The organism is Stenotrophomonas sp. VV52, from assembly GCF_002893095.1.
In the GTDB taxonomy this organism is placed as follows: Bacteria; Pseudomonadota; Gammaproteobacteria; order Xanthomonadales; family Xanthomonadaceae; genus Stenotrophomonas; species Stenotrophomonas aracearum.
Genome location: NZ_PKQQ01000007.1, coordinates 18,364 through 44,529 on the forward strand (window position 1 = coordinate 18,364; position 26,166 = coordinate 44,529).

Annotated in this window: 10 protein-coding genes; 9 read left to right on the forward strand and 1 reads right to left on the reverse strand. The window is 68.8% G+C overall.

Annotated features, from left to right (window positions below):
• Window positions 1–73: 73 nt before the first annotated feature.
• The 5 genes from C2U58_RS12525 to C2U58_RS12545 all read left to right on the forward strand — a co-directional run bounded on the left by C2U58_RS12525 (window position 74) and on the right by C2U58_RS12545 (window position 10,370).
• Entirely contained in the window at window positions 74–601 is a 528-nt protein-coding gene (locus C2U58_RS12525; protein ID WP_146033456.1) for a hypothetical protein, read from the forward strand.
• 109 nt (window positions 602–710) lie between these two features.
• Window positions 711–2,495 (forward strand): autotransporter assembly complex family protein, encoded by a 1,785-nt coding sequence (locus C2U58_RS12530; protein WP_172448140.1) that lies wholly within the window; start codon window positions 711–713, stop codon window positions 2,493–2,495.
• The gene (locus tag C2U58_RS12535; protein ID WP_102946164.1) at window positions 2,492–6,325 is read left to right on the forward strand and encodes a translocation/assembly module TamB domain-containing protein; all 3,834 of its coding nucleotides are present in this window, start codon (window positions 2,492–2,494) and stop codon (window positions 6,323–6,325) included. The genes C2U58_RS12530 and C2U58_RS12535 overlap by 4 nt, the downstream gene beginning before the upstream one ends.
• 922 nt (window positions 6,326–7,247) lie before the next feature.
• The gene (locus C2U58_RS12540) at window positions 7,248–7,535 is read left to right on the forward strand and encodes a SymE family type I addiction module toxin (protein ID WP_102946165.1); all 288 of its coding nucleotides are present in this window, start codon (window positions 7,248–7,250) and stop codon (window positions 7,533–7,535) included.
• Window positions 7,536–8,222: 687 nt separating this feature from the next.
• Complete coding sequence (locus C2U58_RS12545; protein ID WP_102946166.1) at window positions 8,223–10,370, forward strand: S46 family peptidase; 2,148 nt, start codon at window positions 8,223–8,225, stop codon at window positions 10,368–10,370.
• 11 nt (window positions 10,371–10,381) lie between these two features.
• Here C2U58_RS12545 and C2U58_RS12550 read toward each other — a convergent pair whose 3' ends face one another.
• Window positions 10,382–11,236, reverse strand: coding sequence for a hypothetical protein (locus C2U58_RS12550; protein WP_253256729.1), 855 nt, complete (start codon window positions 11,234–11,236; stop codon window positions 10,382–10,384).
• A 60-nt stretch (window positions 11,237–11,296) separates the two neighbouring features.
• On the opposite strand from C2U58_RS12550, the gene C2U58_RS12555 reads away from it, so the two are divergent.
• The 4 genes from C2U58_RS12555 (at window position 11,297) to C2U58_RS12570 (ending at window position 26,155) form a co-directional block, all read left to right on the forward strand.
• Window positions 11,297–12,010, forward strand: a complete 714-nt coding sequence (locus tag C2U58_RS12555) for a response regulator transcription factor (RefSeq protein WP_253256730.1) — start codon at window positions 11,297–11,299, stop codon at window positions 12,008–12,010.
• Window positions 12,011–12,238: 228 nt separating this feature from the next.
• Window positions 12,239–21,787, forward strand: coding sequence for an SdrD B-like domain-containing protein (locus C2U58_RS12560; RefSeq protein ID WP_146033458.1), 9,549 nt, complete (start codon window positions 12,239–12,241; stop codon window positions 21,785–21,787).
• Window positions 21,784–25,140: a TonB-dependent receptor gene (locus C2U58_RS12565; RefSeq protein ID WP_146033459.1), complete on the forward strand. Its 3,357-nt coding sequence runs from the start codon at window positions 21,784–21,786 to the stop codon at window positions 25,138–25,140. Before C2U58_RS12560 ends, C2U58_RS12565 begins: the two co-directional genes overlap by 4 nt.
• A 10-nt stretch (window positions 25,141–25,150) precedes the next feature.
• Window positions 25,151–26,155: an OmpA family protein gene (locus C2U58_RS12570; protein ID WP_102946171.1), complete on the forward strand. Its 1,005-nt coding sequence runs from the start codon at window positions 25,151–25,153 to the stop codon at window positions 26,153–26,155.
• Window positions 26,156–26,166 lie beyond the last annotated feature (11 nt).

The following is a 26,166-nucleotide window of genomic DNA, read 5'->3' on the forward strand; positions in this document are numbered from 1 at the left end:
GGCCCGGGCCCGGAGGCATGGCTGCCACCGGACATGGCCCGCACCCTGGAAGCAGCACGGAGAGGAACGGAAGATGGAGATCAAAGGCTCTGGACCAGGCGTTCCGCTGCAACCATCGGATCACTCGCCGGCGGCGGGCCGGCCGGACGCGGATGCGCCGGCCAGATCACTGCTCAGCCCTGCACAGGAGCAGGTGCTGCTGGCACTACGCGACCGGGACCTGAGTTTCGACCCCCATGCCAGGCGTGCGTTGACCAACGACCTGACCGGCGTGGGTGGCTACCTCACGCAGGGCTGGCTACCGGATGACAGCAACCGGGATGGGCCGGTAAAGCTGCTGTGGCACGACGCTACTTCGCCCGAAGGCGTCGCATGGGACACCACCAACCTGACCCTCGAGCCGGACGCGCAGGTGATCGGCATGCGCAATACCGATGGGGGTGCAGACAGCTACTTCGTCTGTCGGCCCGATCAGCAGGACGCGGATGCCCCACCCAACTTCTTCATCGTATGCATCGAGTCGGGCCGCCGGACGGGAATGTACGAGATCTACGTGTCACCCCCGTGCAGCTGGCAGGCGTTTCTTGACCATTTCGAGTGATGGGCGGACGACCGCAATCGTTGCCAGCGTGAATATGGCGTGATGTCCGGCGCCCCGGATGGGGTGGATACAGGCTTCGTTTTCAGCCCGTTCCCGCTATCCTGTGTCCATGCCGCCATTGAAACACCTCCTGCCCCTCCTGTTCCTGTCGCTGGCCCTCGCCACGACCGCGCACGCGCGCGGCACCATCGACAAGGTCGACATCACCGGGCTGGACCGGGGCGATGACGCGGAGATCATCGAGAACATCGAAGTCTCGCTGTCGCTGTACGACACCATCGGCACCCCGCAGGGGGAGTCGCGGCTGGAATACCTGCTCTCGCAGGCCGAGCGCCAGACCCGCCAGGCACTGGAGCCTTTCGGCTACTACAACCCGGTGATCAAGGTGGAGAGTCCGCGCGAAGGCGACAACCTGCACGTGATCATCCATGTCGAGCGCGGCCCGCCGACCCTGGTGCGCCGCGAGAACATCGACATCACCGGACCGGCGCAGCTGGACCAGTACCTGCAGGAAGACATCGAGAACTTCCGTCCGCGCAAGGGGCAGCGCTTCGAACACACCCGCTACGACGCCAGCCGCGTGACCATCACCCGGCGCCTGGCCGAGCGCGGCTACTTCGATGCGGACTTCACCCAGCGCCGGGTGGAGATCACCCGCGCCGAGAACGCCGCCGACATCGACCTCACCTGGGACAGCGGCCGGCGCTACAACATGGGCGACATCCGTTTCCACCAGGACTACTTCGTGGAACGCCTGTTCGACCCGCTGGTGTACTGGGAAAAAGGCAGCTACTTCCATGAAGGCAAGCTCGACCGCCTGCGCGAGTCGCTGACCAAGCTCGATTATTTCAGCGTGATCGACATCCAGCCGCAGCCGGACCAGGCCGATGAAAACGGCAACGTGCCGGTGGACATCAACCTGACCCGCGCCAAGCGCACCATCTACACCGCCGGTGTCAGCTACGGCAGCGAAAGCGGATTCGGTGTGCGCGGTGGCCTCGAGCGGCGCTTCATGAACAGCCGCGGCCACAAGATGAACACCCAGCTCGACTATGCGCAGAAGCGCAAGAGCCTGGTCACCACTTACCGGATCCCCGCGTTCAAGTGGCTGGACGGCTGGTATGGCTTCACCGCCAGCGCCTACGACGAGCAGACCGACTACATCGACCTGCGCAACTTCAAGCTGATCGCCAGCCGCAGCGGCGAGATCAACGAACACTGGACTGCGATCGCCTCGATCAACGCGCTGCGCGAACGCTGGCGCTATGCCTCGGGCACCGAGTTCACCGACGCCATCTACAACACGTCCACGCTGGTGTACCCGCAGCTGGTGGCCGACTACGTCAACGTGGACGACCGGCTGGCGCCGCGCAGCGGCATCAGCGGTACCGCCACGATGCGCGGTGGCATCGAAGGCGTGGGCTCGGATACCAGCTTCGTGCAGGCCAACGTGATGGCGCGCTGGTTCATTCCGGTGGGCGAGGCCGACCGCCTGATCCTGCGCGGCGAAGCCGGTACCACCTGGACCAGCGACCTGGTGGCGATGCCGCCCAGCCTGCGCTTCTTCGCCGGTGGCGACCGCAGCATCCGCGGTTATGCCTTCCGTGAGGTCGGACCGCGCACGCCGCCGCCGGACAAATTCGCGTTGGGCGCCAAGAACGTGGTGACCGCCTCGGCCGAGTACGAGCATTACTTCAAGGGCGGTCCGTGGGGCGGCGCGGTGTTCGTCGACACCGGCAGCGCGTTCGACAACACCATCGACCTGCATACCGGCGTGGGCTTCGGCGTGCGCTGGAAGTCGCCGGTGGGCCCGGTGCGCGTGGATATCGCGCACGGCCTGAACAACCCCGACTCGCAGTTCCAGCTGTACCTGAGCATCGGAGCGGACCTGTGAGCACGCCGACCCCCGCAACCCCGCCACCGCCGCGCGTGCGTTTCTACCGCAAGCGCCGCTTCTGGGCGTGGTCGGGCTTCACCGTCCTCGGCTTGGTGCTGCTGGCACTGATGCTGGTGTACTGGCTGCTGCAGACCGTGGCCGGGCGCGACGTGCTGCTGGCCCAGGTGGTGGCGCGGCTGCCTGCCGGCGCAACGCTGACCTGGAGCCGGATCGAGGGCCCGGTGTCCGGACCGCTGGTGCTGCACGACCTGGATTTCCGTTACGACGACATCCACTTCACCGCCGAGCGCGCCTACCTGGACCCGGACATCCGCCCGCTGCTCGGCCGCAAGCTGCAGCTGGATGCGCTGCAGATCAAGAACGCCACGTTGAACCTGGCCAAGAGCGATGAGCCGTTCGAGATGCCGTCGTGGCCGGAGTCGCTGCCGCAGATCGAGATGCCGCTGGCGATCCAGGCCGACACCATCATCATCGACGGCTTCCGCGTCACCCAGGCGCAGGAACCGGTGATCGACATCGCCAAGCTGCGCGGTGGACTGGAAGTCGCCAATGGCGAATTCCGCGCGCGCCAGCTCAAGGTCGACAGCAACCTGGGCGACTTCCGCATTGACGGGCATTACCTGCCCGGCAACGACTACACCACCGACATCACCATCGGCGCCTCGTTGCCGGCGCCGCGCGGGCGAACCCCGGCGAAGCTGGGGCTGGTCGCGCGTGGCAACCTGGGCCGCATGGAAATCGCCGTGGCCGGGCATGCGCCGGCACCGCTGCAGGCCAGCCTGGTGTTCGACGGCCGCGACGAGCCGGTGTGGAAGGCCAGTGCGCGCAGCAAGGAACTGGACCTGGCGCTGCTGGTGCCGGGCATGGACCCGGCCAGCGTGCCGCTGTCGCTGGACTTCACCGCGACCGGCAAGGGCGGGCAGGCCAACCTGCAGGGGCGCGTCCAGCAGGGCGACCTGGCGGTGGAACTGGCGCCGTCGAACGTGGGCCTGGCCGACCAGGTGCTGACGGTGTCGCCGCTGGTGGTGAAAGGCTTTGGTGGCCAGGCGCGCCTGCAGGGCACGGCCGACTTCACCGACCGCGAAAACGCCAGCCTGCGTTTCTCGATCGTGGCGCACGATCTGACCTTCGTACCGGAAGCGGACACCACCACGCCGGGCGCGGCCAAGCCGGTGCCGGTGACGTTGAAGGAAGCGCGCATGGGCCTGGCCGGCACGCTCAAGGGCTGGGCAGCGGTCGGTACGGCTTCGGTCGCGCGTGAGCAGCAGTCGGCGAACCTGGACTTCGACGTGCGTGGCAGCGACACGGCCGCGCAGATCAAGCGCCTGCAGGCGAAGACGCCGGGTGGCGCGCTGGATGTCACCGGCCAGGTGGCGTGGGCGCCGCAGCTGGACTGGGACGTGGCGGCGAACCTGGCCGCATTCGACCCGGGCTATTTCGTGCCGGGCTGGGACGGGCGCCTGTCGGGCTCGGTGGCCTCGAAGGGCCGCCAGCTGCCGGTGCCGGCGGGCAGCCCGGCCGGTACTGCGGCGAGCTATGAGGCGACGGTGGACGTGCCGGGGATCCGCGGCACGCTGCGCAACCGCAACGTGGACGCGCAGGGTCGCTTCGCGCTGCGCGGGCAGCAGGGCGAGGGCAACGTGCGCCTGGCGGTGGGCAACAGCCGGCTGACCGCGCGCGGCAGCGTTGGCGACCGGCTGGACGTGCAGGCTCAGCTGGAGCCGGTGCAGCTGGATGACCTGATGCCGGGCAGTACCGGTACGCTGCGCGGCACGGTGCAGGTGCGCGGGCCGCGCACGGCGCCGGACATCACCGCTGATCTGGTCGGCAGTGGCCTGCGTTACAACGACTGGCGTGCTGAAGCGCTGAGCATCCGCGGCCGCCTGCCATGGCAGGGCAGCAATGGGACGCTGGCGGTGCAGGGCACGAAGGTGCAGGTGGGGATGCTGCTGGACACGTTGAACGTGGACGCCAGCGGCAGCCTCTCCAACCTGCGCGTGGATGCGCAGGCGAAGAACGAACTGGGCGCGGTGGCGCTGCAGGGTGGCGTGCGCCAGCAGGGCAGTGCGTGGCGGGGCGATCTTTCGGCGCTGCGCATTGCGCCGGTGAAGGGCGATCCGTGGGCGCTGCGCGAGGCGTCTACGTTCAGTGTGCAGGGGAGCAACTTCACGCTGAGCGATACCTGCCTGGGCGCGGCCACCGGTGGTGCGCTGTGTGCGAGTGCAAACTGGCCGCGCGATGGGCTGGTGGTGCGCGGCGACGCGTTGCCGCTGGCGCTGGTGCAGCCGTGGCTGCCGCCGCAGTCGGGTCGGCGCCTGTACCTGCGTGGCGAGCTGACGCTGGACGGTCGCATCCGTCCGCGCGGCAATGCGTGGGAAGGCAGTGCGAAGATCGCGTCGCTGGAAGGCGGCATCCGCCTGGGCGACAACGCGCGCGGTGAGCTGGTGCGGTACGACCAGTTCTCGGCGACGCTGGAGATGACGCCGGCGCAGATCAACGCGAAGCTGGGCGTGGGCTTCCAGGGCAATGGCTTCGTTGATGCGAAGGTGCAGACGGGGTGGGATGCGAATGCGCCGCTCAATGGCGAGCTGTACCTCAACATGTCGCGGTTGTACTGGCTGGAGCTGTTCTCGCCGGACATCGTGCGGCCCACCGGTTTGATCGAAGGCCATGTGAGCCTGCGTGGCACGCGCGGTACGCCGACGCTGGGTGGCGATGCGAAGCTGAGCAACTTCAAGGGCGAGTTCCCGGCGCTGGGCCTGACCTTCGACCAGGGCAGTGGCAGTTTCGTGGCGCAGCCGGACGGTTCGGCCAAGATCACGGCGCAGGCGAATTCGGGCAAGGGCACGCTGTTCATCGATGGCGGGCTGTCGTGGTTCGGTAATGCGCAGCCGTTGCAGCTGCATATCCATGGCGAGAACGTGTTGTTGTCGAACACGCCGGAACTGCGGATCGTGGCCAATCCGAACCTGGACTTCACCTTGGAAGCGGCGGCGATGAAGCTGCGCGGTACGGTGCACGTGCCGGAAGCGGACCTGGACCTGGAGCGGCTGGATCGCGGCACGTCGGTGTCCGAAGACGTGGTGGTGCTGGACCCGGCGGACCCGGAAGAGGGGCCGAGCTCACCGCTGGACATGGACCTGACGGTGAGCCTGGGCGACAACGTGCGGATGGCGGGGTTCGGTCTGAAGGGCGGGCTGAGCGGGAAGATGCAGGTGTGGTCGCGGCCGGGTCGCGAAATGACGGCCAACGGTGCGCTGGAAGTGAGCGGGCGCTACAAGGCGTACGGTCAGGACCTGACGATCACGCGCGGCAACCTCAACTGGAACTTCAATCCGGTCTCGGACCCGCGCATCAACATCCGTGCCGAGCGCCGGGTGGGCGATGTCACGGCGGGTATCGACGTGACCGGGCGTGCGCAGTCGCCGCGGGTGGATGTGTGGTCGGACCCGGCAATGTCGCAGTCCGAAGCGCTGGCGTTCCTGGTGCTGGGCCGCAGCCTCACGGGCGCGAGCAGTGACCAGACGCAGCAGGTCACGGCGGCCTCGGCGGCGCTCTCGGCCGGAAGTGGTCTGCTGGCGTCGCAGCTGGGCGCGAAGCTCGGGCTGGACGATGCGGGTGTCAGCCAGTCGCGCGCGCTGGGCGGTTCGGTGATCGGCTTCGGCAAGTTCATCTCGCCGAAGCTGTATGTAGGCTACGGCGTTTCGCTGGTGGGCAGCGGTTCGGTGATTACGCTGAAGTATCTGCTGCGGCGTGGCTTCGACATCGAAGTGGAATCGAGCACGGTGGAAAACCGTGGCTCCATCAATTGGCGGCGAGAGAAGTAGAGCTGGGCTCTGCCCAGCTGCTCTGTGCATCACAGCCGGTAGAGCCGGGCCCTGCCCGGCTGCTGTTGGATTCAGGCGAACAGCCGCCGTTTGCAACGTTTCCCTGGCTGGGGCCGTCGGGTGCGGGTTTGTGGGGGACGCTGCAAGTACGTCCATGTAAGCTCATCGCCGCTTGCACGTGTGCGCTGTCCTGCGCACACGGCAAGACCGGGGTTGGGCTCCTGCCCAACCCGTCGGGCGCATGCGCCCGACCCATGCGGCTCGTGCCCCCTCAAACCCACCCCCGCCGACCCTCCGACAGTGCGTCGGTGGCTACGGGAAATGCCGTTGCCGATCATTTCCATGCGTCAACGAACGCGGAGGATTTCACGGCGGTCGTTTGGGAACCGACCCTACCACGGGGCATCCGGATGCCTCTACGGATGACGTTTGCAATCGCCGGTAGGGTCGCGCCCCAGCCGACCGCCGATAACTCCCCAACATCCGATGGGGCATTGCAAACATCGGAACCGCCTGCATCCGCACGCGCAACCCATGCCAAAAACGGCAGGTAGAAAAAGGCGTTTCACAACTGAAAACGCCGTAGAAACGATACGCCGCGATGCGCATCACACTCTGCGACGCGCATGCGCCACAACGCCCCGCGCCCGCATCTGGCTCACTCCCGACATCGACTTAGGCGCAGTCAATCGATCCGCGCGTTTCAACAGAAACAATCAAATTGAGCTACCTTCGCCACGTCCGCATGGTGGGTCCTGAGTCTAATAGCTCAGTAAATCAGTTGGTTTGATGCAATGCGTCGGGAGGGTGACGAAATACAACACCTCTCGCGGAAATACGTCGCACCGTTTCCAACTAACGGCTATTAGCCTCCCGACTCCCTCGCCATCCCGGCGGGGGAGACATCAAGGTGAGGCCTACCATGCATGATCAAAAACGCGATTCATCCGCCGGCACCCAACCGCGTGTCATCTACCACTGGCGCACGCCCCGCACTGTGCTCGTCGGCACGGTGCGCCACGACGACCACGAACCCGAACCGGGCGAAATCCCGATCCCGTCCCTCCACCTTCGCGGCATGTGGCTGGCCACTGCGGGCATCGAACCCGGCGCGCGGCTCACCGTCCAGGTTGCACCCGGTTGCGTGCTGCTCCGCACCCTGAAGCCCACCGTGCGCAGAGCCTGCCGCCGCGCAGGCTGGTACGCATGATGCCGTGGGCCGGGCTCCGGCCCGGCCCTGCGTGATCAGCACCCTGGCACAACCCAACACGGGCAACGCTGTTGGTAGGGTCGCGCCCCAGCCGACTGCCGATAACAACCCCCGCGCCCGGTAACGGCATTGCACCGATCGACATCAAGCCTCCAACACGCACGGGATTGCACAGGCCCATGCGTCAAAGCGATCGCGAACAGAGTCGGCGGTTGTTTGGGAACCAACCCTACCGAACCCGCATCACTCGGTGCCGCGTAGCGACACGCCATGCGTGTCCCCCATAAGCCACGCAGCACGCATACGTGTCGACCGCAGGTCGGCACGCCGGCGTTTCCCCAGGCCACCGACGCCCTGTCGAAGGGTCGGCGGGGGTGGGTTTGAGGGGGCACGAGCCGCATGGGTCGGGCGCATGCGCCCGACGGGTTGGGCAGGAGCCCAACCCCGGTCTTGCCGTGTGCGCAGGACAGCGCACACGTGCAAGCGGCGATGAGCCTACATGGATGTATTTACGGCGTCCCCCACAAACCCGCACCCGACGGCCCTGGCCAGGGGAACCAGCAGACCTGGGCTGTTCGCCTGAATCCAACAGCAGCCGGGCAGAGCCCGGCTCTACCGAACCCTTGGTTGCCCCAATCGCGCCCAGTGGCTAAGGTGCCCCCTCGTTCCGCCGTACTGGATGCACCCATGCCCGCACGCAAGCCCCTCAGCGCCGCCCTGGCGCTTGGCCTCACCCTCGCTGCCGCCGCCCATGCCGACGAAGGCATGTGGATGCCGACCCAGCTGCCGGAGCTGGCCAAGCCGCTGAAGGCCGCCGGCTTCAAGGGAAACCCCGCCGACCTGGCCAACGTGACCGCACCGCCCCTGAGCGCCGTGGTCCGTGCTGGCGGCGGTACCGGCTCGTTCGTCTCCGCCGACGGCCTGCTGCTGACCAACCACCACGTCGCCATGGGCGTCATCCAGTACAACACCACCGCCGAGCACAACCTGATCGACGGCGGCTTCATCGCCCAGGGTCGCGCCGACGAGCGCCCCTCCAACCCCGACTTCCGCGTGCTGGTCACCACCGGCTTCGACAAGGTCACCGATGAAGTGCTGCGCGACGCGCGCGGCAAGACCGGCCGTGCCTACTTCGACGCCGTCGACCGCGCCAGCAAGCGCCTCGTGGCCGAGTGCGAGGCCGAAGGCAACGTGCGCTGCAGCGTCGCCGACATGTACTACGGCACCGACTTCTACCGCATCCGCCAGCTCGAACTGAGCGACGTCCGCCTGGTCTACGCACCGCCGCGCGCCATCGGCAACTACGGCGACGAGATCGACAACTTCATGTGGCCGCGCCACACCGGCGACTTCACCCTGCTGCGTGCCTACGTCGGCAAGGACGGCAAGCCCGCCGCCTACAGCCCCGACAACGTGCCCTACCACCCGCCGGCACACCTGAAGATGTCCATCGACGGTCCAAAGACCGGCGACTACGCCATGCTCGCCGGCTACCCCGGCATCACCTATCGCCATCGTACCGCCGCCGAATTCGCCGCCCAGATCGATGCCGTGCTGCCGCGCCGCGTGGCCGTGTTCCAGCAGCTGATCGACACCATCGAAGCGGCCACCGCCAAGGACCCGCAGGCGCGTACCCGCTACGCGGCGCAGCTGCAGTCGCTGAAGAACAACCGCAAGCGCGCCGCCGGCGAGCTCGAAGGCCTGCTGCGCAGCGACGCCAAGGCCCAGCGTGCCGCCGACGAAGCCGCCATGCTGCAGGCCACCGACGCGGCCTACCGCCCCGACATCCAGGCCCTGTTCGGCACCCTCTCGCAGGGCGCCTCGATGGGCGAGCGCGACTTCGTGCTGGAACAGGCCGCCAGCCAGAGCCAGCTGCTACGCTCGGCGCTGATGCTGGAGCGGCTGCGTATCGAGTCGGCCAAGCCCGACGCCGAGCGCGAAAGCGGCTACCAGCAGCGCGACCTGGCGCTGATCGAGGGAACCCTCAAGCAGGTCCAGCGCCGCTATTCGCCCGAGGTGGAAAAGGCCCTGCTGACCGACCTGTTCACCCGCTACCAGCAGCTGCCCGACGCGCAGCGCGTGCCCGAGTTCGACGCCGCGTTCGGCCGTACCCCGGCCGCGCTGGCCAAGGCCCTGGACACGCTGTACGCCGGTACCCGGCTGGGCGAGGAAAGCGAGCGCCTGTCGCGCTTCGCCGCTGCGAAGGACGGCAAGCCGCTCGCGCATGACCCGTTGATCGACCTGGCCGGCCCGCTGGTGGCGGTGCAGTTGCGCCTGGAGGACGAGCGCAAGACCCGCGAAGGCGAACAGCTGCGCCTGCGCCCGGCCTACATGCAGGCCCTGTTCGCGTGGCGCGCCAAGCAGGGCCGCGCGGTGTACCCGGACGCCAATCGCACCCTGCGCATCAGCTACGGCAAGGTGGAAGCGCTGTCGCCGCGTGACGCGGTGCACTTCGACCCGGTCACCACCGTGGCCGGCATCGTCGAGAAGAACACCAACGCCTATCCGTTCGACGCACCCAAGCCGCTGCTCGCGGCGATCGCCAAGGGCGACTTCGGCAGCACCGCCGACCCGGTGCTGAAGACCCAGACGGTGAACTTCCTGACCAACCTGGACACCACCGGCGGCAACTCCGGCTCGCCGGTGCTGAACGCACGCGGCGAACTGATCGGGCTGAACTTCGACAGCAACTGGGAATCGGTGAGCGCCAGCTGGTGGTTCGACCCGCGCTTCAAGCGCGCCGTGCACGTGGACATGCGCTACCTGCGCTGGCTGCTGGCCAAGGTCTACCCGGCGCCGGAACTGCTGAAGGAAATGGGCGTACCGGCGGAGTAAAGCCGGACAGCTCAGGCCGGGGGCAGGGACCTGATCCCGATCCAGTCCAGCTGCAGCGGGGCACGCAGCAGGTTGGGCTCGTTGCCCAGCGGGTTGTTGGGATCCCACACGTTCGGGTTGGCCGTTTCCGCCGTGTGCTCCGGCGGCGGGGCGGCACCGTTCCAGCCCGCCAGGTGCAATGACACGCCGCCCATGTGGCGGCCCGGCCTGGGCGGCATCTCCCGCGCGCCCACGACCACGACCTCGGTGGGCTGCACGCCCATCCGGATCGACTTCTCCATCAGTCGGGCGGCCACGTCGTGAACCGCCCGCTCCCAGCCCTCGTCGGGCTTGGGGAAGGGCAGCAGCGAGAATTCGCGGCGGACCTCATTCAACACGCGCGCATGGATGGCGCTCTGTGGACGTCGTGGAACGGCCATGGCGGTGTCCTCCAACGGCGGCGCCACCTGGACTTCGTACAGGTAATGCACCGCCCTGACGGCGCGGTCCTCGTCGCTGGTAAGCGGCCCGAACGGCGAGCCATGTTTCGGCAGAACCAGCCGTTGATAGACCTGGGCCATCGCCCAGGGGTTGTTCGGGGCCACCGGCGGCGGCGTGAGGGTGACCGGCGGAACGTTGCGGACCGTCTCCAACAGGAAGCCCAACTCCCTGAAGACACCGGCGTGATGTTCCGGCGGCCACGAATGGGCCAGGCGCTGGCACAGCAACGGACTCAGCACATCGGGGACGGTGGCGACGGGCATGGCGGTTTCCAGAAAAGGCTCGCCTGCACGCTGACCGCCACGACCGGCGTGGACAAGCGGCAACAACGACATCTTCCTGTCGTCCACCGCCGCGCTGACGGCATTCCCTGCTTTTTGTCGCATTTGGCTCATCCCACACCGGCGGCTAGACTGCAGTCTGAAACGGGGACTGCGACAAGGCACGTGACGGCACCACGGGAACTGGAAGGACTGCAGGTCTGGGTAGTGGAAGACGACCCCGAACTGCTGGCGCTGCTGCTGGACGACCTGGCCTGGCGGGGCGCCAGCGTGCGCGGGCTGGGCAGTGCCGAAGCCCTGTACCGTGCGCTGCTCAGCGACCGCTGCGACATCGTGGTGCTCGACGTGGGCCTGCCCGGCGAAGACGGCTATGCAGTGGCCAGCCACCTGCGCGCCTCGGCCAGCATCGGCATCGTGATGCTCACCGGTCGCGGCGATGCCCGCGACATGGCGCTGGGTCTCACCCAAGGCGCCGACCTCTACCTGGTGAAGCCGCCGGACATGGACGTGCTGGCGGCCGGCCTGCTCAGCCTGCGCCGGCGCCTTCCGGCTGCTTCCATCGCCGCCACGCCAGCACCTCCGACGGTCGCCGCGCGCTGGCAGCTGGCCGACGACGGCTGGACCCTGCATGCGCCCACCGCCGCCACGCTGCCGCTGACCGCCATGGAGCGCGGCCTGCTGCAGCAGCTGGTGGACGCATCGGGCGCCGCGGTCACGCGCGAGCAGCTGATCGCGGCCGTCACCGACACCCCGTGGGACTTCGATCCGCACCGGCTGGACGTGCTGGTGCACCGCCTGCGCGCCCGCGTGCGTGCCGCCACCGGCGTGGAACTGCCGCTCCGCGCGCTGCGCGGCCAGGGTTACCTGCTGACCGGCTGAGCCGGTCGATCGCACGCAGGATGTGAGCAAGTGTGAGCCTGGGTGAGCCGGCGGCACTGACTTGCCTGGCCGCGCCCAACACAATGCGCCCCGCCCGGATACGCCGGCGACGTCTGTCGCCTGTGGTTCGGGTTCGATAAGACAGGGGACGTCTGTACCGGTTGCGTTGTACGCGCATCGTGCTTCGTTCCCTGTGAACGCAGCACCGACCGGAACAGGGGAAAACACATGTCCAGCCATAGCGATCGCGCAGCCTGCTGCGCGGCGGTGACGTCGTTCGAGCGCGCGCAGGCGCCATCGTGGCGCGCGTTGCTGCAGCGAAGCCTCGCCGCCCTTGTGCTGGCAACGCCGCTGTCCGCGCTGGCGATCGACCTGCAGATCACCGACTTCTCCGACACCGGCTACGACCCGGTGCCGGCAGGTACCACGGTGATCTACAACGTCAAGGTCGAGAACGGCGCCAACGACACCGCCACCGGCACCGTGACCCTGTTCGACCTGCCCGCCGGTACCGCGCTGGGCAGCACCGCCCCGGCTGGCTGCAGCGCTTCCCCGGGCGCCAGCGGCACCACCCGCGTGCGCTGCACCAACCCGACCCTGAGCGCATCCACCGCGCCCTACGAATTCAAGCTGCCGGTGACCACCACCGCGTCGCAGCCGGCCACCATCACCGTGCGCACCGCGATCGGCTTTGCCGCCGCGCTGCCGCCGGACACCACGCCGATCCAGAACCTGCAGGGCAACGACCCGTTCTTCGGCAGCGACACCAACGTTGCCAACAACCGCACCAGCCAGAACACCACCATCCAGGCCTCGGCCGATCTGGAACTGAGCAAGAGCGGCACCCCGAACCCGGTCATCGGCGGCGGCGAAATCACCTACACCCTGAGCGTGCGTAACAACGGCCCGAGCGTGACCACCGGGTTCCGCGTGGCCGACACGCTGCCGCCGAACGTCACCCTGGTCGGCGTGCCGACCGGTGCGGACTGGTCGTTCACCCAGCAGAACGGCACCTACAACGGCACGCTCGCGGTGGGCGCCAGCACCAGCTATTCGTTCCGCGGCAAGGTCAACGTGGGCACCGGCAACATCGTCAATTCGGCGGTGGTCAATGCCGGCAACGTGCCCGATGCGATACCGGACAACAATGCCGCCCAGGTGACCACGGCGGTGACCGCCGGTGCCGACCTGCTGCTGTCCAAGTCGGTGTCGCCGGCGCCGGCGGCCGCCGGTTCGGTGGTGACCTATACGCTGACCGCGCGCAACGACGGGCCGAGCCCGGCCACCGGCGTGTCGATCACCGACCCGATGCCGGAAGGCTTCACGATCACCGGCGGTATCGCGCCGGCCGGTTGGACCTGCACCAGCAACGCGACCAGCGACGTGCGCACCTGCACCCTGGCCGGCAGTTTCGCGCCCGGTGCGCAGGCCGTCATCACCATCACCGCGCAGGTGCCGTCCACCGGCACCAACAGCAGCGGTACGGTGGTCAACAGCGCGCAGATCAGCGCCACCACGCCGGACCCGGTGCCCGCCAACAACACCGGCAGCGTCGGCCTGACCGTCATTCCCGACGGCGCCGACCTGCGCATGAGCAAGAACAAGACCCCGCCCCTGGTGCCGGTGTGGAACGGCACCGGCGTGCGCACCGACAGCGTGATGACCTCCACGCTGCGCGCGCAGAACCTGGGGCCGCGCACGGTCACCGGCAACCTGCAACTGGTGGACACGCTCGCCGTGGGCGAGGAGTGGGTGGATGCCACGGGTCAGCCGTATGCGGCGAACACACCGATCACCGTAGGCGGCTTCACCTGCAGCGTCGACCGCGCCTGGAACGGCACCGCCGCGCAGGTGGTGACCTGCACCCAGACCGGCGGCTACCCGGTCGCGGTCAATGCCAATTCTGCCGCGCTCACGCTGTACACGCTGGCGCGCCTGCAGGGCACGCTGGGCAACACCGCGTGCACCGGCGGCAGCGGCGGTTCGGCCGAGCCGACCACTGCCGGCGCCATCAACCTGGATCCGAACACCACCAACGACTGCACCGGCGGCAGCAGCCGCGCCACCGACGCGCGCGCGGACCTGTCGATCACCAAGCGTACCAACGCCGCTGGCGACGCCGACAACATCGTCCGCGATGCGGATGGCTCGGTGAGCTACACCCTGCAGATCACCAACAGCGGCGCGGCCACCACCGGCGTGGTGATGAACGACCCGATCCCCGGCTTCGTGACCGGTTCGACCACGGTCACCCCGATCACCACGCCGGCCGGCTGGAGCTGCGCCCTCAGCGGCAGCGCCTGGATCTGCCGCTCCGGCAGCACCGCGCTGGCGACCAACGCCACTGCCACGATTGCCTTCACCGTCAACCGCGGGCTGTTCGACAGCCAGAGCCAGGCCGCAGGCACCTGCGCCGGCCAGCCGCTGCAGGCCGGCCGCTTCTGCAACACCGCCGGCGTGAGCGTCGACCCGAGCGTGTCCGGTTCGATCGGCGAAGCCGACGCGAGCAACAACAGCGCCCAGGACTGGGTGCAGATCGACCCGGTGGCCAACGTCGCCACCACCGCCAAGGACATCACCTCGGGCAGTCCCGGCCGCGCCGGTGTCAACACCACCTACCGCATCACCTACCAGAACCGCGGTCCGTCGATGGCGCGCGGTGTGGTGTTCAACGACACCTTCACCCTGCCGGCCAACGACGCCGGCTTCGTGCTGGTCTCGGCGGTGCGTACCGGCACCGGAAACACCGCCTGCAGCGTGACCCGTCAGGACGGCACGATCAATTCGGCGTCCGCACCCGGCGGCACCTCGTGGTTCAACACCGGCGGCGCGCCGGCCACGCTGCGCCTGACCTGCGCCCCGCTGGACATGGCCAACAATTCCACCCAGACCATGACGGTGGTGATCCGCCCGAACGTCAACAGCGGCAACACCGGCCGACAGTTCACCAACGTCGGCAGCTTCCATTTCGATCTCAACAACGACGGCACCGAAGATCCGGCCAGCGGCACGCTCGGCAACGGGGTCAGCTACAACTACAACAGCACCACCAGCGACGACACCCGCAACGCGGTGCTCGACTTCACCGCCGGTGAAGTGGACCTGATCGTCAACAAGATCGACCAGAACTTCGTCGGTGCGGTGGATCCACTGGGCTTCGATTCGCGCCCGGGGCAGGAAACCAACAACTACATCCTCTATCAGGTGAGCGTGCGCAACGACGGCCCGTCGCTGTCCACCCGCACCCTGATCGAAGACACCATTACCCCGGCAGCCGGCGCCGACGTACGCTTCGTCGGCAGCCGCACCGGCACCAACACCACGCCGCAGGGCGTGCTGGAAGCGCCCGGCGACCGCTGCACCGTGGCCCCGGGCAGCAGCAACCCGACCACGGCGCCGCAGACCCTGTCGTGCACCATGCCGAGCATCGGCGTGTCCACCACCGAACAGGGTGTGATCGCAGCGGGCCAGACCAGCTACCTGTACCTGGTCTATCAATACCTGGCCTCGCCCCCGGCGACCGGCGCCACCCTGCTGAACTCGGTGACGGCGCGTTCGGCCGAAACCGAGCGCGACAGCAGCAACAACACGGCGGTGCAGGAAACCAGCATCCGTACCCGCGCCGACCTGGCCATGACCAAGACCAGCGTGGTGGCTGCGCCGAACGCCGACCCGACCCAGCCGCTGCCGCCCGCAGCCGCCAGCATCAGCCTGCGCCAGCCGTTCTGGTACGTGCTGGACGTGGTCAACAACGGCCCGGGCCACAGCCTGTCGCGCGACCGCAGCGGCAACAGCCCGCAGCGCGGCGACGGCGTGGTGGTCACCGACACCCTGCCGGCGCAGCTGGAAGTGATCGGCGGCGCCGAGGCCGTCACCTGGCAGAAGGTCGGCAACACCGCCGACGCCGGCGTGGTCAGCAATGGCATGGGCAACTGCACCCTGGCCGGCCGCGCACTGACCTGCCGCATGGGCGACCTCGCGCTGGACGGCCGCACCCGCGTGCTGGTGCCGGCGCGCTGGACCTCGCTGCCGCCCAGCGGCGCCGGCAGCAACACCGCGCGCGCCGCCAGCGACCAGGTCGACCCGAACCCCGGCAATGACGAGAGCACCAGCACCCACACCGTGGTGCGCTCCTCGCTGGCGGGCGTGGTGTTCCAGGACCGCGACCGCAGCGGCACCAATGGCGGTACGCAGCAGGCCGGCGAGCAGGCGATCCCGGGCGTGGAAGTGCGCCTGTCCGGGCAGGATGCCTATGGCAACGCGGTGACGCAGACCACCACCACCGACACGAACGGTGCGTACCGCTTCGACAACCTGGCCCCGGCCGGTGCGAGCGGCTACACCGTGACCCAGGTGCAGCCGACCACGTACGTCAACGGCCCGGTCGCACCGCCAGCCAGCGGCGCACTGGCCCCGTCGGCCGGTGGCACGTTTGCCGTGGTCGACCCGGTCCTCAGTGCCAATTCGCTGTACACCGGCATCGCGCTGGGCGCGGGCGTGGACGCGGTGCGCTACAACTTCCCGGAAGTGCGGCGCGTGGCGCTGTCCGGCTTCGTGTACGTGGACAGCAACTACAGCAACACCCGCAACAGCGGTGACGCGCCGATCGCCAATGCCACGGTGGAACTGCTGGATGCCGCAGGCGTGGTGCTGGCGACCGCCACCACCGGCAGCGACGGCGGCTACAGCTTCGCAGCGCTGGACCCGCTGACCGCATACACCCTGCGCGAGGTGCTGCCGACCGGCAGCTACCGCAACCGCCCGAGCGCGATCAACCCGGGCCAGGTGGGCGGCGCGGCCTGCGTGGGCTGCACGGTCGCCACCGGTGCCTCGGGCGATGCCGCCACCACCGACCGGATCAGCAACATCGACCTGTCGCGCGGCGACGACGGCACCGCCTTCAACTTCGGCGAGGACGCGATCACCGCGATCTCCGGCCACGTGTACCTGGACCGCAATGGCAACGGCGATTTCGATGCCGGCGATGCGGGGACCCGCAACTCGCAGCCCAACGGCGGCCTGCAGGGCGTGACCGTCACCCTCACCGGAGCCGGCGCCGATGGCGTGTTCGGCAACGGCGACGACCTTGCGCCGGTCACCGTGCAGACCGATGCACAGGGCCGGTACGAATTCGATGCACTGGTGGTCGGGCAGAACTACCGCATCAGCGAGACCCAGCCGCAGGGCTATGCCAACGCGGCCGAGAACGCGTCGAACAGCATCACGGTCAACGCGCTGGCGCTGACCGGCTCCACCGGCAATGACTTCGGCGAGACGCTGGGTGCGCTCAGCGGTTCGGTCTATGAAGACTTCTCCAACGTCGCGGCCAACAACAACAACGGCCGCCGGGACGCGGGCGAGAATGCCATCGCCAACGTCACCGTAACGCTGGCCGGCACCGACGTACTCGGCAACCCGGTCTCGCTGACCACCACTACCGACGGCAGCGGTGCCTACCGCTTCGCCGACCTGCTGCCGCCCCAGGCGGGCAGCAGCTACACGCTGACCGAAACCCAGCCGGCCGGTTACCTGGACGGCAAGCACACGGTGGGCAATGCCGCCACCCCGGGCACCACTGCGGTGGCCAACGTGATCTCGGGCATCGTCATCAACGCCGGCCAGGACGCCACCGACTACCTGTTCGGCGAGCTGGCCAATGCGCCGATCAGCGGCACTGTGTACCTGGACCGCAACGATGACGGCGACAACAACGCCGGTGACATCGGCATTCCGGGCGCGCAGGTCGTGATCGTGGGCGCCGGCAACGACGGCATCTTCGGCACCCCGGACGACACCACGGTGACCCTGGTTACCAACAGCGACGGCCAGTACACCTACCCGGGCGCCGTGGCGGGGCAGGACTACCGCATCACTGAAACCCAGCCGACCGGGCTGGGCGAAGGCCGCGAACAGCCGGGCAACGTCATCACCATCAGCAACCTGCCGGCGGCTGGCGCCAGCGGCAACGACTTCGGCGAACTGGCCGGTTCGCTGTCGGGAACGGTGTTCCTGGACCGCAACAACAACGGCGTGCAGGAGGCGGGCGAACCCGGCCTGCCCGGCGTGCAGCTGCAGCTTCCCGCCGGCAGCGTGGATGCGCTGGGCAATGCGGTGACCACCGCACTGACCGACGCCGACGGCCGCTACAGCTTCGAACACCTGCTGGCCGGCACCTACACGGTGACCGAGCAGGCCGCGCAGCCGCTGTTCAACGGCACGGCAACCATCAACGGCATCACCCACGCTGGCACCGTCGACGGTGCTGCGGCGGGCGTGGCGTCGACCGTGGCCACCGTGCCCAGTGCGATCAGCGCGATCGTGCTGCCGGCCGGCAAGCACGCGGTACAGCAGGACTTCGCCGAAATCCTGCCGGTGTCGATCGCCGGCACGGTGTTCTTCGACGTGGACAACGACGGCGTGCGCAACGGTGCTGCCGAGACCGGCATCGAGCATGTGACCCTCGAGCTGACCGGCACCGACGACACCGGCGCCAGCGTCAGCCTGAGCGTGCAGACCGACGCCGATGGCCGTTTCGCCTTCGACACGCTGCGCCCGGGCACCTACACCGTGACCGAGCCTCAGCAGCCGGCCGGTACCAGCAACGGCATCACCACCGCCGGCACCGTCGGGGGGGTCAGCCGTGGCACCGCCACGCCGATCACCAGCGTGCCCAGCCGGATCAGCAGCATCGACCTGACCACCCCGGGCAGCGCCTCGGTGGACAACCTGTTCGGTGAGATTCCGCTCAACAGCGGCATCAGCGGCAAGGTCTGGACCGACCGCAACAACGACGGGGTGGTCGATCCGGGTGAAACCGGCCTGGCCAATGTGCGCGTCACCCTGGCCGGCACCGACCTGGCCGGCAATGCGATCAGCCGCGACACCGTGACCGACGCCGACGGCAGCTACAGCTTTGCCGAGCTGCCGCCGGGCACCTATGTGGTGACCGAGCCGGAGCAGCCGACCGGCACCCGTGACGGCCGCACCGTGGCCGGCAGCACCGGTGGCAGCGTGACCGCGCCGGGCACCGCGCCCTCGCAGATCAGCGCGGTGGTGCTGGGCGTCAACCAGCAGTCGATCAACAACAACTTCGGTGAGATTCCGACCGCCAGCATTGCCGGCCGCGTCTACAACGACAGCAATGACAACGGCGTGGTCGACAGCGGCGAAGGCGGCATTGCCGGCGTCAGCGTAGTGCTCACCGGCACCGATGACCTCGGTCAGCCGGTCAACGCCACCCTGACCACCGATGCTGAAGGCCGCTACCGCTTCGAAGGCCTGCGTCCGGGCACCTACACGGTGACCGAGCCGACCCAGCCGCCGCAGACGCTCAACGGCATCACCAGCGCGGGCACCGTGAGCGGTGCCAGTGTCGGCGTGGTCACCGACCGCAGCAGCGTGCCCTCGGCGATCAGCCAGATCGTGCTGCCGCTGGGCGTGGACGCGCTGGAGTACGACTTCGGTGAGATCGGCGACTCGCCCGACCTGATGGTCAGCAAGGCCTCGACCAGCACCCGCTTCACGGTCAACAACGTGGCCGGCTACACCATCCAGGTGCGCAACGCCGGGCAGCAGCCGAGCCGCGGCGAGTACGTGGTGCACGACCGCCTGCCGACCGGGCTGAGCCTGGACGGCACGCCGGTGGGTACCGGCTGGACCTGCACCGGCGACGCCGGCGCCACCCGCTTCAGCTGCAGCAGCCAGCGCGTGCTGGCGGCCGGTGCGATCTCGCCCGACACCATTGCGGTGCAGGTGCGCGTCAGCGCCGCAGCGGCCGAGGCCGGCACGGTGAACAACGCAGTGCTGGTGGAAGGCGGCGGCGAGAACCCGTTCCGCGCCCCGACGCCGGCCGAGCGTGCCGCGTTCGACGGCGAGGTCGGCGACCTGCCAGCGTGCGTGGACGGCATCATCCACAACGCCTGCCGCGTGCCCAACAGCGTGCAGCTGGCCGCGTCGGTCGGCGGCACGGTGTGGTTCGACATCGGCAGCGACGACCAGCTGCTCGACGGCGGCGACCGTCGCCTGTCGGCCTGGACCGTCGAGCTGGTCGACCCGGCCAACGGCCAGGTGGTGAAGAGCACCACCAGCGCCGCCGACGGCAGCTACCGCTTCGGTGACGTGGTGCCCGGCGTGAAGTGGAACATCCGCTTCCGCGACCCACGTTCGACCGTGCTGTGGCCGTTCCCGGTCACCCGCGAAACCGCCGCTGGCGTGCAGGAACCCTGCGATGCCGAGGCCGCCATCGCGCGCGGTGGGGTCAGTGCCTGCGTCACCACCGACAACGCCACCAGCCAGCTGGAGGTGGTGTTGCGCGCCGGCCAGCACCTGCCGCAGCAGAGCCTGCCGGTGGACCCGTCGGGCGTGGTGTACGACGCCACCACCCGCGACCCGGTGCCGGGCTCGATCGTGACCCTGGCCCCGGTGGGCCTGTGCAGCGGCTACGACCCGCGTACCGGCGTGCTCAACGCGGCCGGTGGCGGCTACCGCATCGAAGGCAGCAGCATCGCGATGACGGTGGGCAGCGAAGGCTTCTACCAGTTCGCGTTCGGTCCGGGCGCGCCGGCCCGCTGCGAGTTCCAGCTGACGGTGACCCCGCCGGGTGGCTACACCTTCGTGTCGACCATGATCCCGCCGCAGGCCAGCGCGCTGTCGCCGGCCGGTGGGGCAGGCGCCAACCATGTGGTGCAGGCCAATACCCAGGCGCCAACCGGCGCGGTGGGCACGGCGACCGAGTACTACCTGACCCTGTTTGCCGGTTCGGCCACGGCGGCGATCGTGCACAACCACCTGCCGCTGGACACCGCGGTGGCCACCGGCCTGGCGATCACCAAGACCGGCGACCGCCAGACCGCGGAGATCGGCGACACCGTGCAGTACACCATCACCGTGCGCCAGACTGCCGGCAGCGCGCTTGGCGCGTTGAACGTGGTCGACCGCCTGCCGCGTGGCTTCACCTACATCGACGGCACCGCGCGTGCCGACGGACGCGCGCTGGCCGATCCGGCCGGCCGCCCGGGCCCGCTGCTGGGCTTTGCGCTGGGCCCGATCAACGTCGGCGGCCAGATCGTGCTGACCTACCGGGTCCGCGTGGGCGTGGGTGCGCAGCAGGGCGATGGCATCAACCGCGCGCAGGCATTCGGCTGTTCGATCAGCGGCGGTTGCATCGACACCACTGCCATCGCACCGCTGCCCGGTTCGCTGGCCTCCAACCGTGCCGAGTACCGCGTGCGCGTCACCGGTGGCGTGTTCACCGAACAGGCCTGCGTGCTCGGCAAGGTGTTCATGGACTGCAACAACAACCACCTGCAGGACCGCGAAGAGCTCGGCATTCCGGGCGTGCGCCTGTACTTCTCCGACGGCACCTGGGTGATCAGCGATTCGGAAGGCAAGTACAGCTTCTGCGGCCTGCCGCCGCAGAGCCACACCCTGAAGGTGGACGCCAGCACGCTGCCGGTCGGCGCGCGCCTGACCACCAGCAGCAACCGCAACCTGGGCGACGCCGACAGCCTGTTCCTCGACCTGAAGAACGGTGAGCTGCACCGCGCCGACTTCATCGAGGGCAGCTGTGCCAACCCGGTGCTGGAGCAGGTCAAGGCCCGCCGCACCCAGGGCGAGGTGCGCGCACCGGAAACCGAACCGGGCCAGGCGCCGCTGCGCTTTGAAAGCAAACCCGCGCGGGCGCCGCAACAGGCGACCGACACGGCCAACCAGAGACCGATCGTGCAACCCCGAGCCAACCCGCCCGCTGCCGGCACCGCGACGGAGGGCCAGCCATGAGCCGCGCCCCCGTGTTGCACCGGCTGCCCCGCCTGAGCCTGCTCGCCTGTGCGCTGGCCACCCTGCCCGCGATGGCGCAAAGCGTGGGCACGCCGAGCCGGTTCACCCCGGTGCTGGGCGACGCCAGCACGCTGTACCCGCGTAGCCCGGCCAGCGTTGACGCCGCGCCGGTGGCGCTGCGCGCGACGCCGTCCGGCGTGCTGGACCGGATCGTGGTCGAACTGGACCGCGACGGCGTGCCGGCCGACGGCCAGAGCGCGGTGCACGTGCGCGTGCAGCTGCTCGATGCCGCCGGGCTGCCGCTCAGCGGCACCACCTACGCCACCCTTGAAAACAGCGGCGGCCGGATCCGCCTGCCGGGCTCGCGCACCGACGAACTGGGACCGGGCGCGCTGGATGCCGACAAGGTCACCCCGGGCGTGCAGCTGCAGGTGGTGGACGGCGCGGCCGAGTTCGACCTGCTGGCCCCGCACGAGCCGCAGGACCTGCTGCTGCGCGTGACCGCCGGCAGCGAAACGGCGCAGGGCAGCATCGGCTTCGTGCCGGAAATGCGCGAGATGATCGCCACCGGCCTGATCGAAGGCGTGGTCAACTTCCGCCGCAAGGGTAATGGCGGGCTGGTTTCGCCGGTGGAACACCACGACGCGTTCGACCGCGACATCCGCCGCTGGGAGCGTCAGTTCAACAACGGCAAGGCGAATGCCGCTGCCCGCACCGCGTTCTTCGTGAAGGGCCGGATCAAGGGCGACGCGCTGCTGACCGCCGCCTACGATTCGGACAAGGACACCCGCGGCCGCCTGCTGCGCGACATCCAGCCGGAAGAGTTCTATCCGGTGTACGGCGACTCCGCGCTGCGCGGCTTCGACGCGCGTTCGGCCGAGCGCCTGTACGTGCGTATCGACAACAAGCGCAGCTACCTGCTGTACGGCGACTTCCAGACCGGCGACGGCCTGGCGACAGCCACCGGCATCGGCGGCAGCGGCCCGATCCCGCAGCGCAGCCTGGGCACCTACAACCGCACCGCCACCGGGCTGGGCTGGCATTTCGAAAGCGAGCGCGTGCGCAGCAATGTGTTCGCCATCGAGGATTCGCTGCGCCAGGTGATCGAGGAGTTCCGCAGCCAGGGCAGCGGCCCGTATGCGCTGCGCAACAACGCGGTGCTGGAAGGCAGCGAGCGGGTCGAAGTGATCGTGCGCGACCGCAACCAGCCCACCCGCATCGTCTCGGTGCGGCCGCTGGCGCGGCTGGTGGACTACAGCTTCGAGCCGTTCTCCGGCCGCATCCTGCTCAACCAGTTCCTGCCGGCGTTCGACAGCGACCTCAACCCGGTCTCGCTGCGCATCACCTATGAACTGGACCAGGACACCGAGACGTTCTGGGTGGGCGGTGCCGACACGCAGGTCAAGCTGACCCCGCGCATGGAAGTGGGCGCCGCCGTGGTGGACGACCGCAACCCGTATGCGGAATTCCGCATGGGCAGCGCCAATGCCAGCTACCGGTTCGGCGACAACACGCTGCTGGTGGCCGAGTTCGCGCGCACCCGGAGCGAAGTGAACACCAACTCGATCAACCAGATCACCTCGCAGGGCTTGAAGGACATCACCGGCGACGTGGAGGGCGATGCATGGCGGGTGGAGTTCGCACATGCGGCCGGCAAGCTGGACGCGCGCCTGTTCGCGGCGCGCACCGACCCGGCGTTCAACAACCCGGCCGCGCCGCTGTACGGCGGGCGTGGTGAGTACAACGCCCGCGTGGCCTATCAGCTTGGGCCGCGCCTGGAGCTGTACGTGGAAGGCCTGCGCAGCGAGGACCGCAACCCGGACGGCGGCAAGCGCGACGCCGGCGGCGCCGGTGTGCGCATCGGTGCCACCGAACGGCTCACCGTGGACCTGGGCGTGCGCAGCATCCGCGAGACCATCGGCGTGACCTCGCCGTGGTCGTCCGGGGTGCCGTTCGGCAACGCCGGCGGCCTCACCGGCGGCTTCGCCACCGGTGCCGGTGGCGGCGCGCTCGGCTACGGCCAGCAGGCGCTGGACCCGGCCACCGGGCTGATGGTGATCAACGGCAGCAACACCGGCAGCCCGATCACCAGCGACCTGCCGGTGGGCACCGAGCTGGAATCGGACAGCGCCCGCTTCGGCCTGGGCTACCGGCTGAGCGACAGGCTCAGCAGCGGTGCCGAGATCGAACACAGCGTCAGCGGCGAAGACCGCCGGCGCCTGGCCGCCGGCCTGGACTACCAGGTGTTCGAGCGCAGCCGCCTGTACGGCCGCTATGAAAAGCAGACCGGCCTGACCAGCGCCTACGGCATCACCACCACCGACCGCGAGGCCGATGCGCTGGTGTTCGGTATCGACAGCAGTTACCTGCGCGACACCCAGACCTTCAGCGAATATCGGCTGCGCGATGCGATCAGTGGCCGCGACGTGCAGGCGGCCTCGGGTATCCGCAACAACTGGGACATCCGCGAAGGCATGCGCCTGTCCAGCTCGGCCGAACACGTGAAGGTGATCGACGGCAGCACCGGTGACAGCACCGGCCTGGCGCTGGCGCTGGATTACGCAGCCAATCCGCTGTGGCGCGGCGCGATCCGGGCCGAGCACCGCATTTCCGAGGACGTCCCGGACACCGAGACCAACGAAGCGTTCAACACCACGCTGCTGCAGTTCATGCTGGCCCGCAAGCTGAGCCGCGACTGGACCCTGCTGGCCCGCAACTACCTGCTGAGCACGCGTTACGACGCGCGCGGCGATGTGCTGCAGGACCGCTTCCAGCTCGGCGTTGCCTACCGCGACACCGACCGCAACCGGATCAACGCACTGGCGCGCTACGAGTACAAACTCGAGCGCGACGAGAGCGGACTGACCCTGTCCGACGGCAGCACCGTGGATGGCAGCAGCCAGGACGTGCGCACCCGCGCGCATATCGTCTCGACCCATGCCGACTGGCATCCGTCGCGGCCCTGGTGGATCACCGGGCGCGTGGCCGGCAAGTGGCAGCAGGACCAGTTCGCCTACGCCGACGGCGCACGCGTGAACAGCCGCTTCCGCGCCATGCTGTTCTCCGCCCGCGTGGTGTACGACATCACCGAGAACTGGGACGTGGGCGTGCTCGGCTCCACCTTCCGTGGCCAGACCGGTGCGAACCAGTACGCCTACGGCATGGAAGTGGGCCGCCTGCTGCGCCAGAACCTGTGGTTGTCGGCCGGTTACAACTGGACCGGTTTCAGCGGCGACCGCGATCTCAACGGTTACGAGTACACCGAGCAGGGCGTGTTCCTGCGCCTGCGCTTCAAGTTCGACGAAGACCTTTTCCGGCCGGACCCCGTCCGCTACCGCGACCCGGCACGCTGAGGATAATTTGATGAAAAACACCGCCATGACCTTCTACGCCGCACGCCCGTTGCTGGGCGCGGCCCTGTTCACCGTGCTGGCCGGCGCCGCATCGGCGCAGACCGCGCAGCTGCTGCCGCAGCAGCTGCGGATCAGCGACGAAGCCATCCATGCCGACCACGCCACGTATGAGGCCACCCAGGGGCGCATCCAGGCGCTCAACGACGGCGGCCGGCCGATCCGCGACTACCACCTGTCCAAGGCGCAGTGCTGGCTGGACGTGTCGTTCCACGAGTACAGCCGCAACGACCGCAGCGATTTTCCGCAGGCGGCGCTGGGCGAATCGGAGCGGCTGATCGTCGGCATGGAGCAGGGGGCAAGCCCATTGCCGACCGACACCCCGCTGGTGAACAACGCCAAGTACCTCCGCGATGACCTGTGGCAGCGCCTGCGCGTGCTGCACGGCAGCCGGGGCTTCGCCTGTGCCGCGCAGCAGGTGGCGTGTGGCGAGGTGGAGCTGGTGCATGCCGGCAATGAGTTCAACCAGCAGCAGTGGCGCCATTCCAAGCCGTACATCCAGATCGCCGAAGAGCTGGTCAACGACGCCGAAGCGCAGGCGCGCCAGTGCGCGGTGGCACCGACGGTGGCACCGGGCCCGCTGGTGGCCAACGTGCTGTTCGAATTCGACCGCGACGGCTACCGCGACATCCGCACCTACTCGCTGGAAAGCATCGACCGCGCGCTGGCCAGCATCGGCAGTGAGTCGCTGCAGCTGCAGTCGGTGGTGCTGGTCGGGCATGCCGATCGCCTGCAGGGCCGCGGCTTCGACGCGAACCAGGCGCTGTCCGAGCGGCGTGCGAAGACGGTGCGCGAGCTGTTGATCGGCCGCGGGCTGGACCCGGCGACGATCCGCTACGAGTACCGCGGCGATACCCAGCAGGTGCAGCAGTGCGATGGCGTGAAGCCGCGTGCGGCGCTGCTGGAGTGCCTGCTGCCGAACCGGCGGGTGGAAGTGCGCTTCGAGGTAGCGCGCTGAGCGTGTAGCCA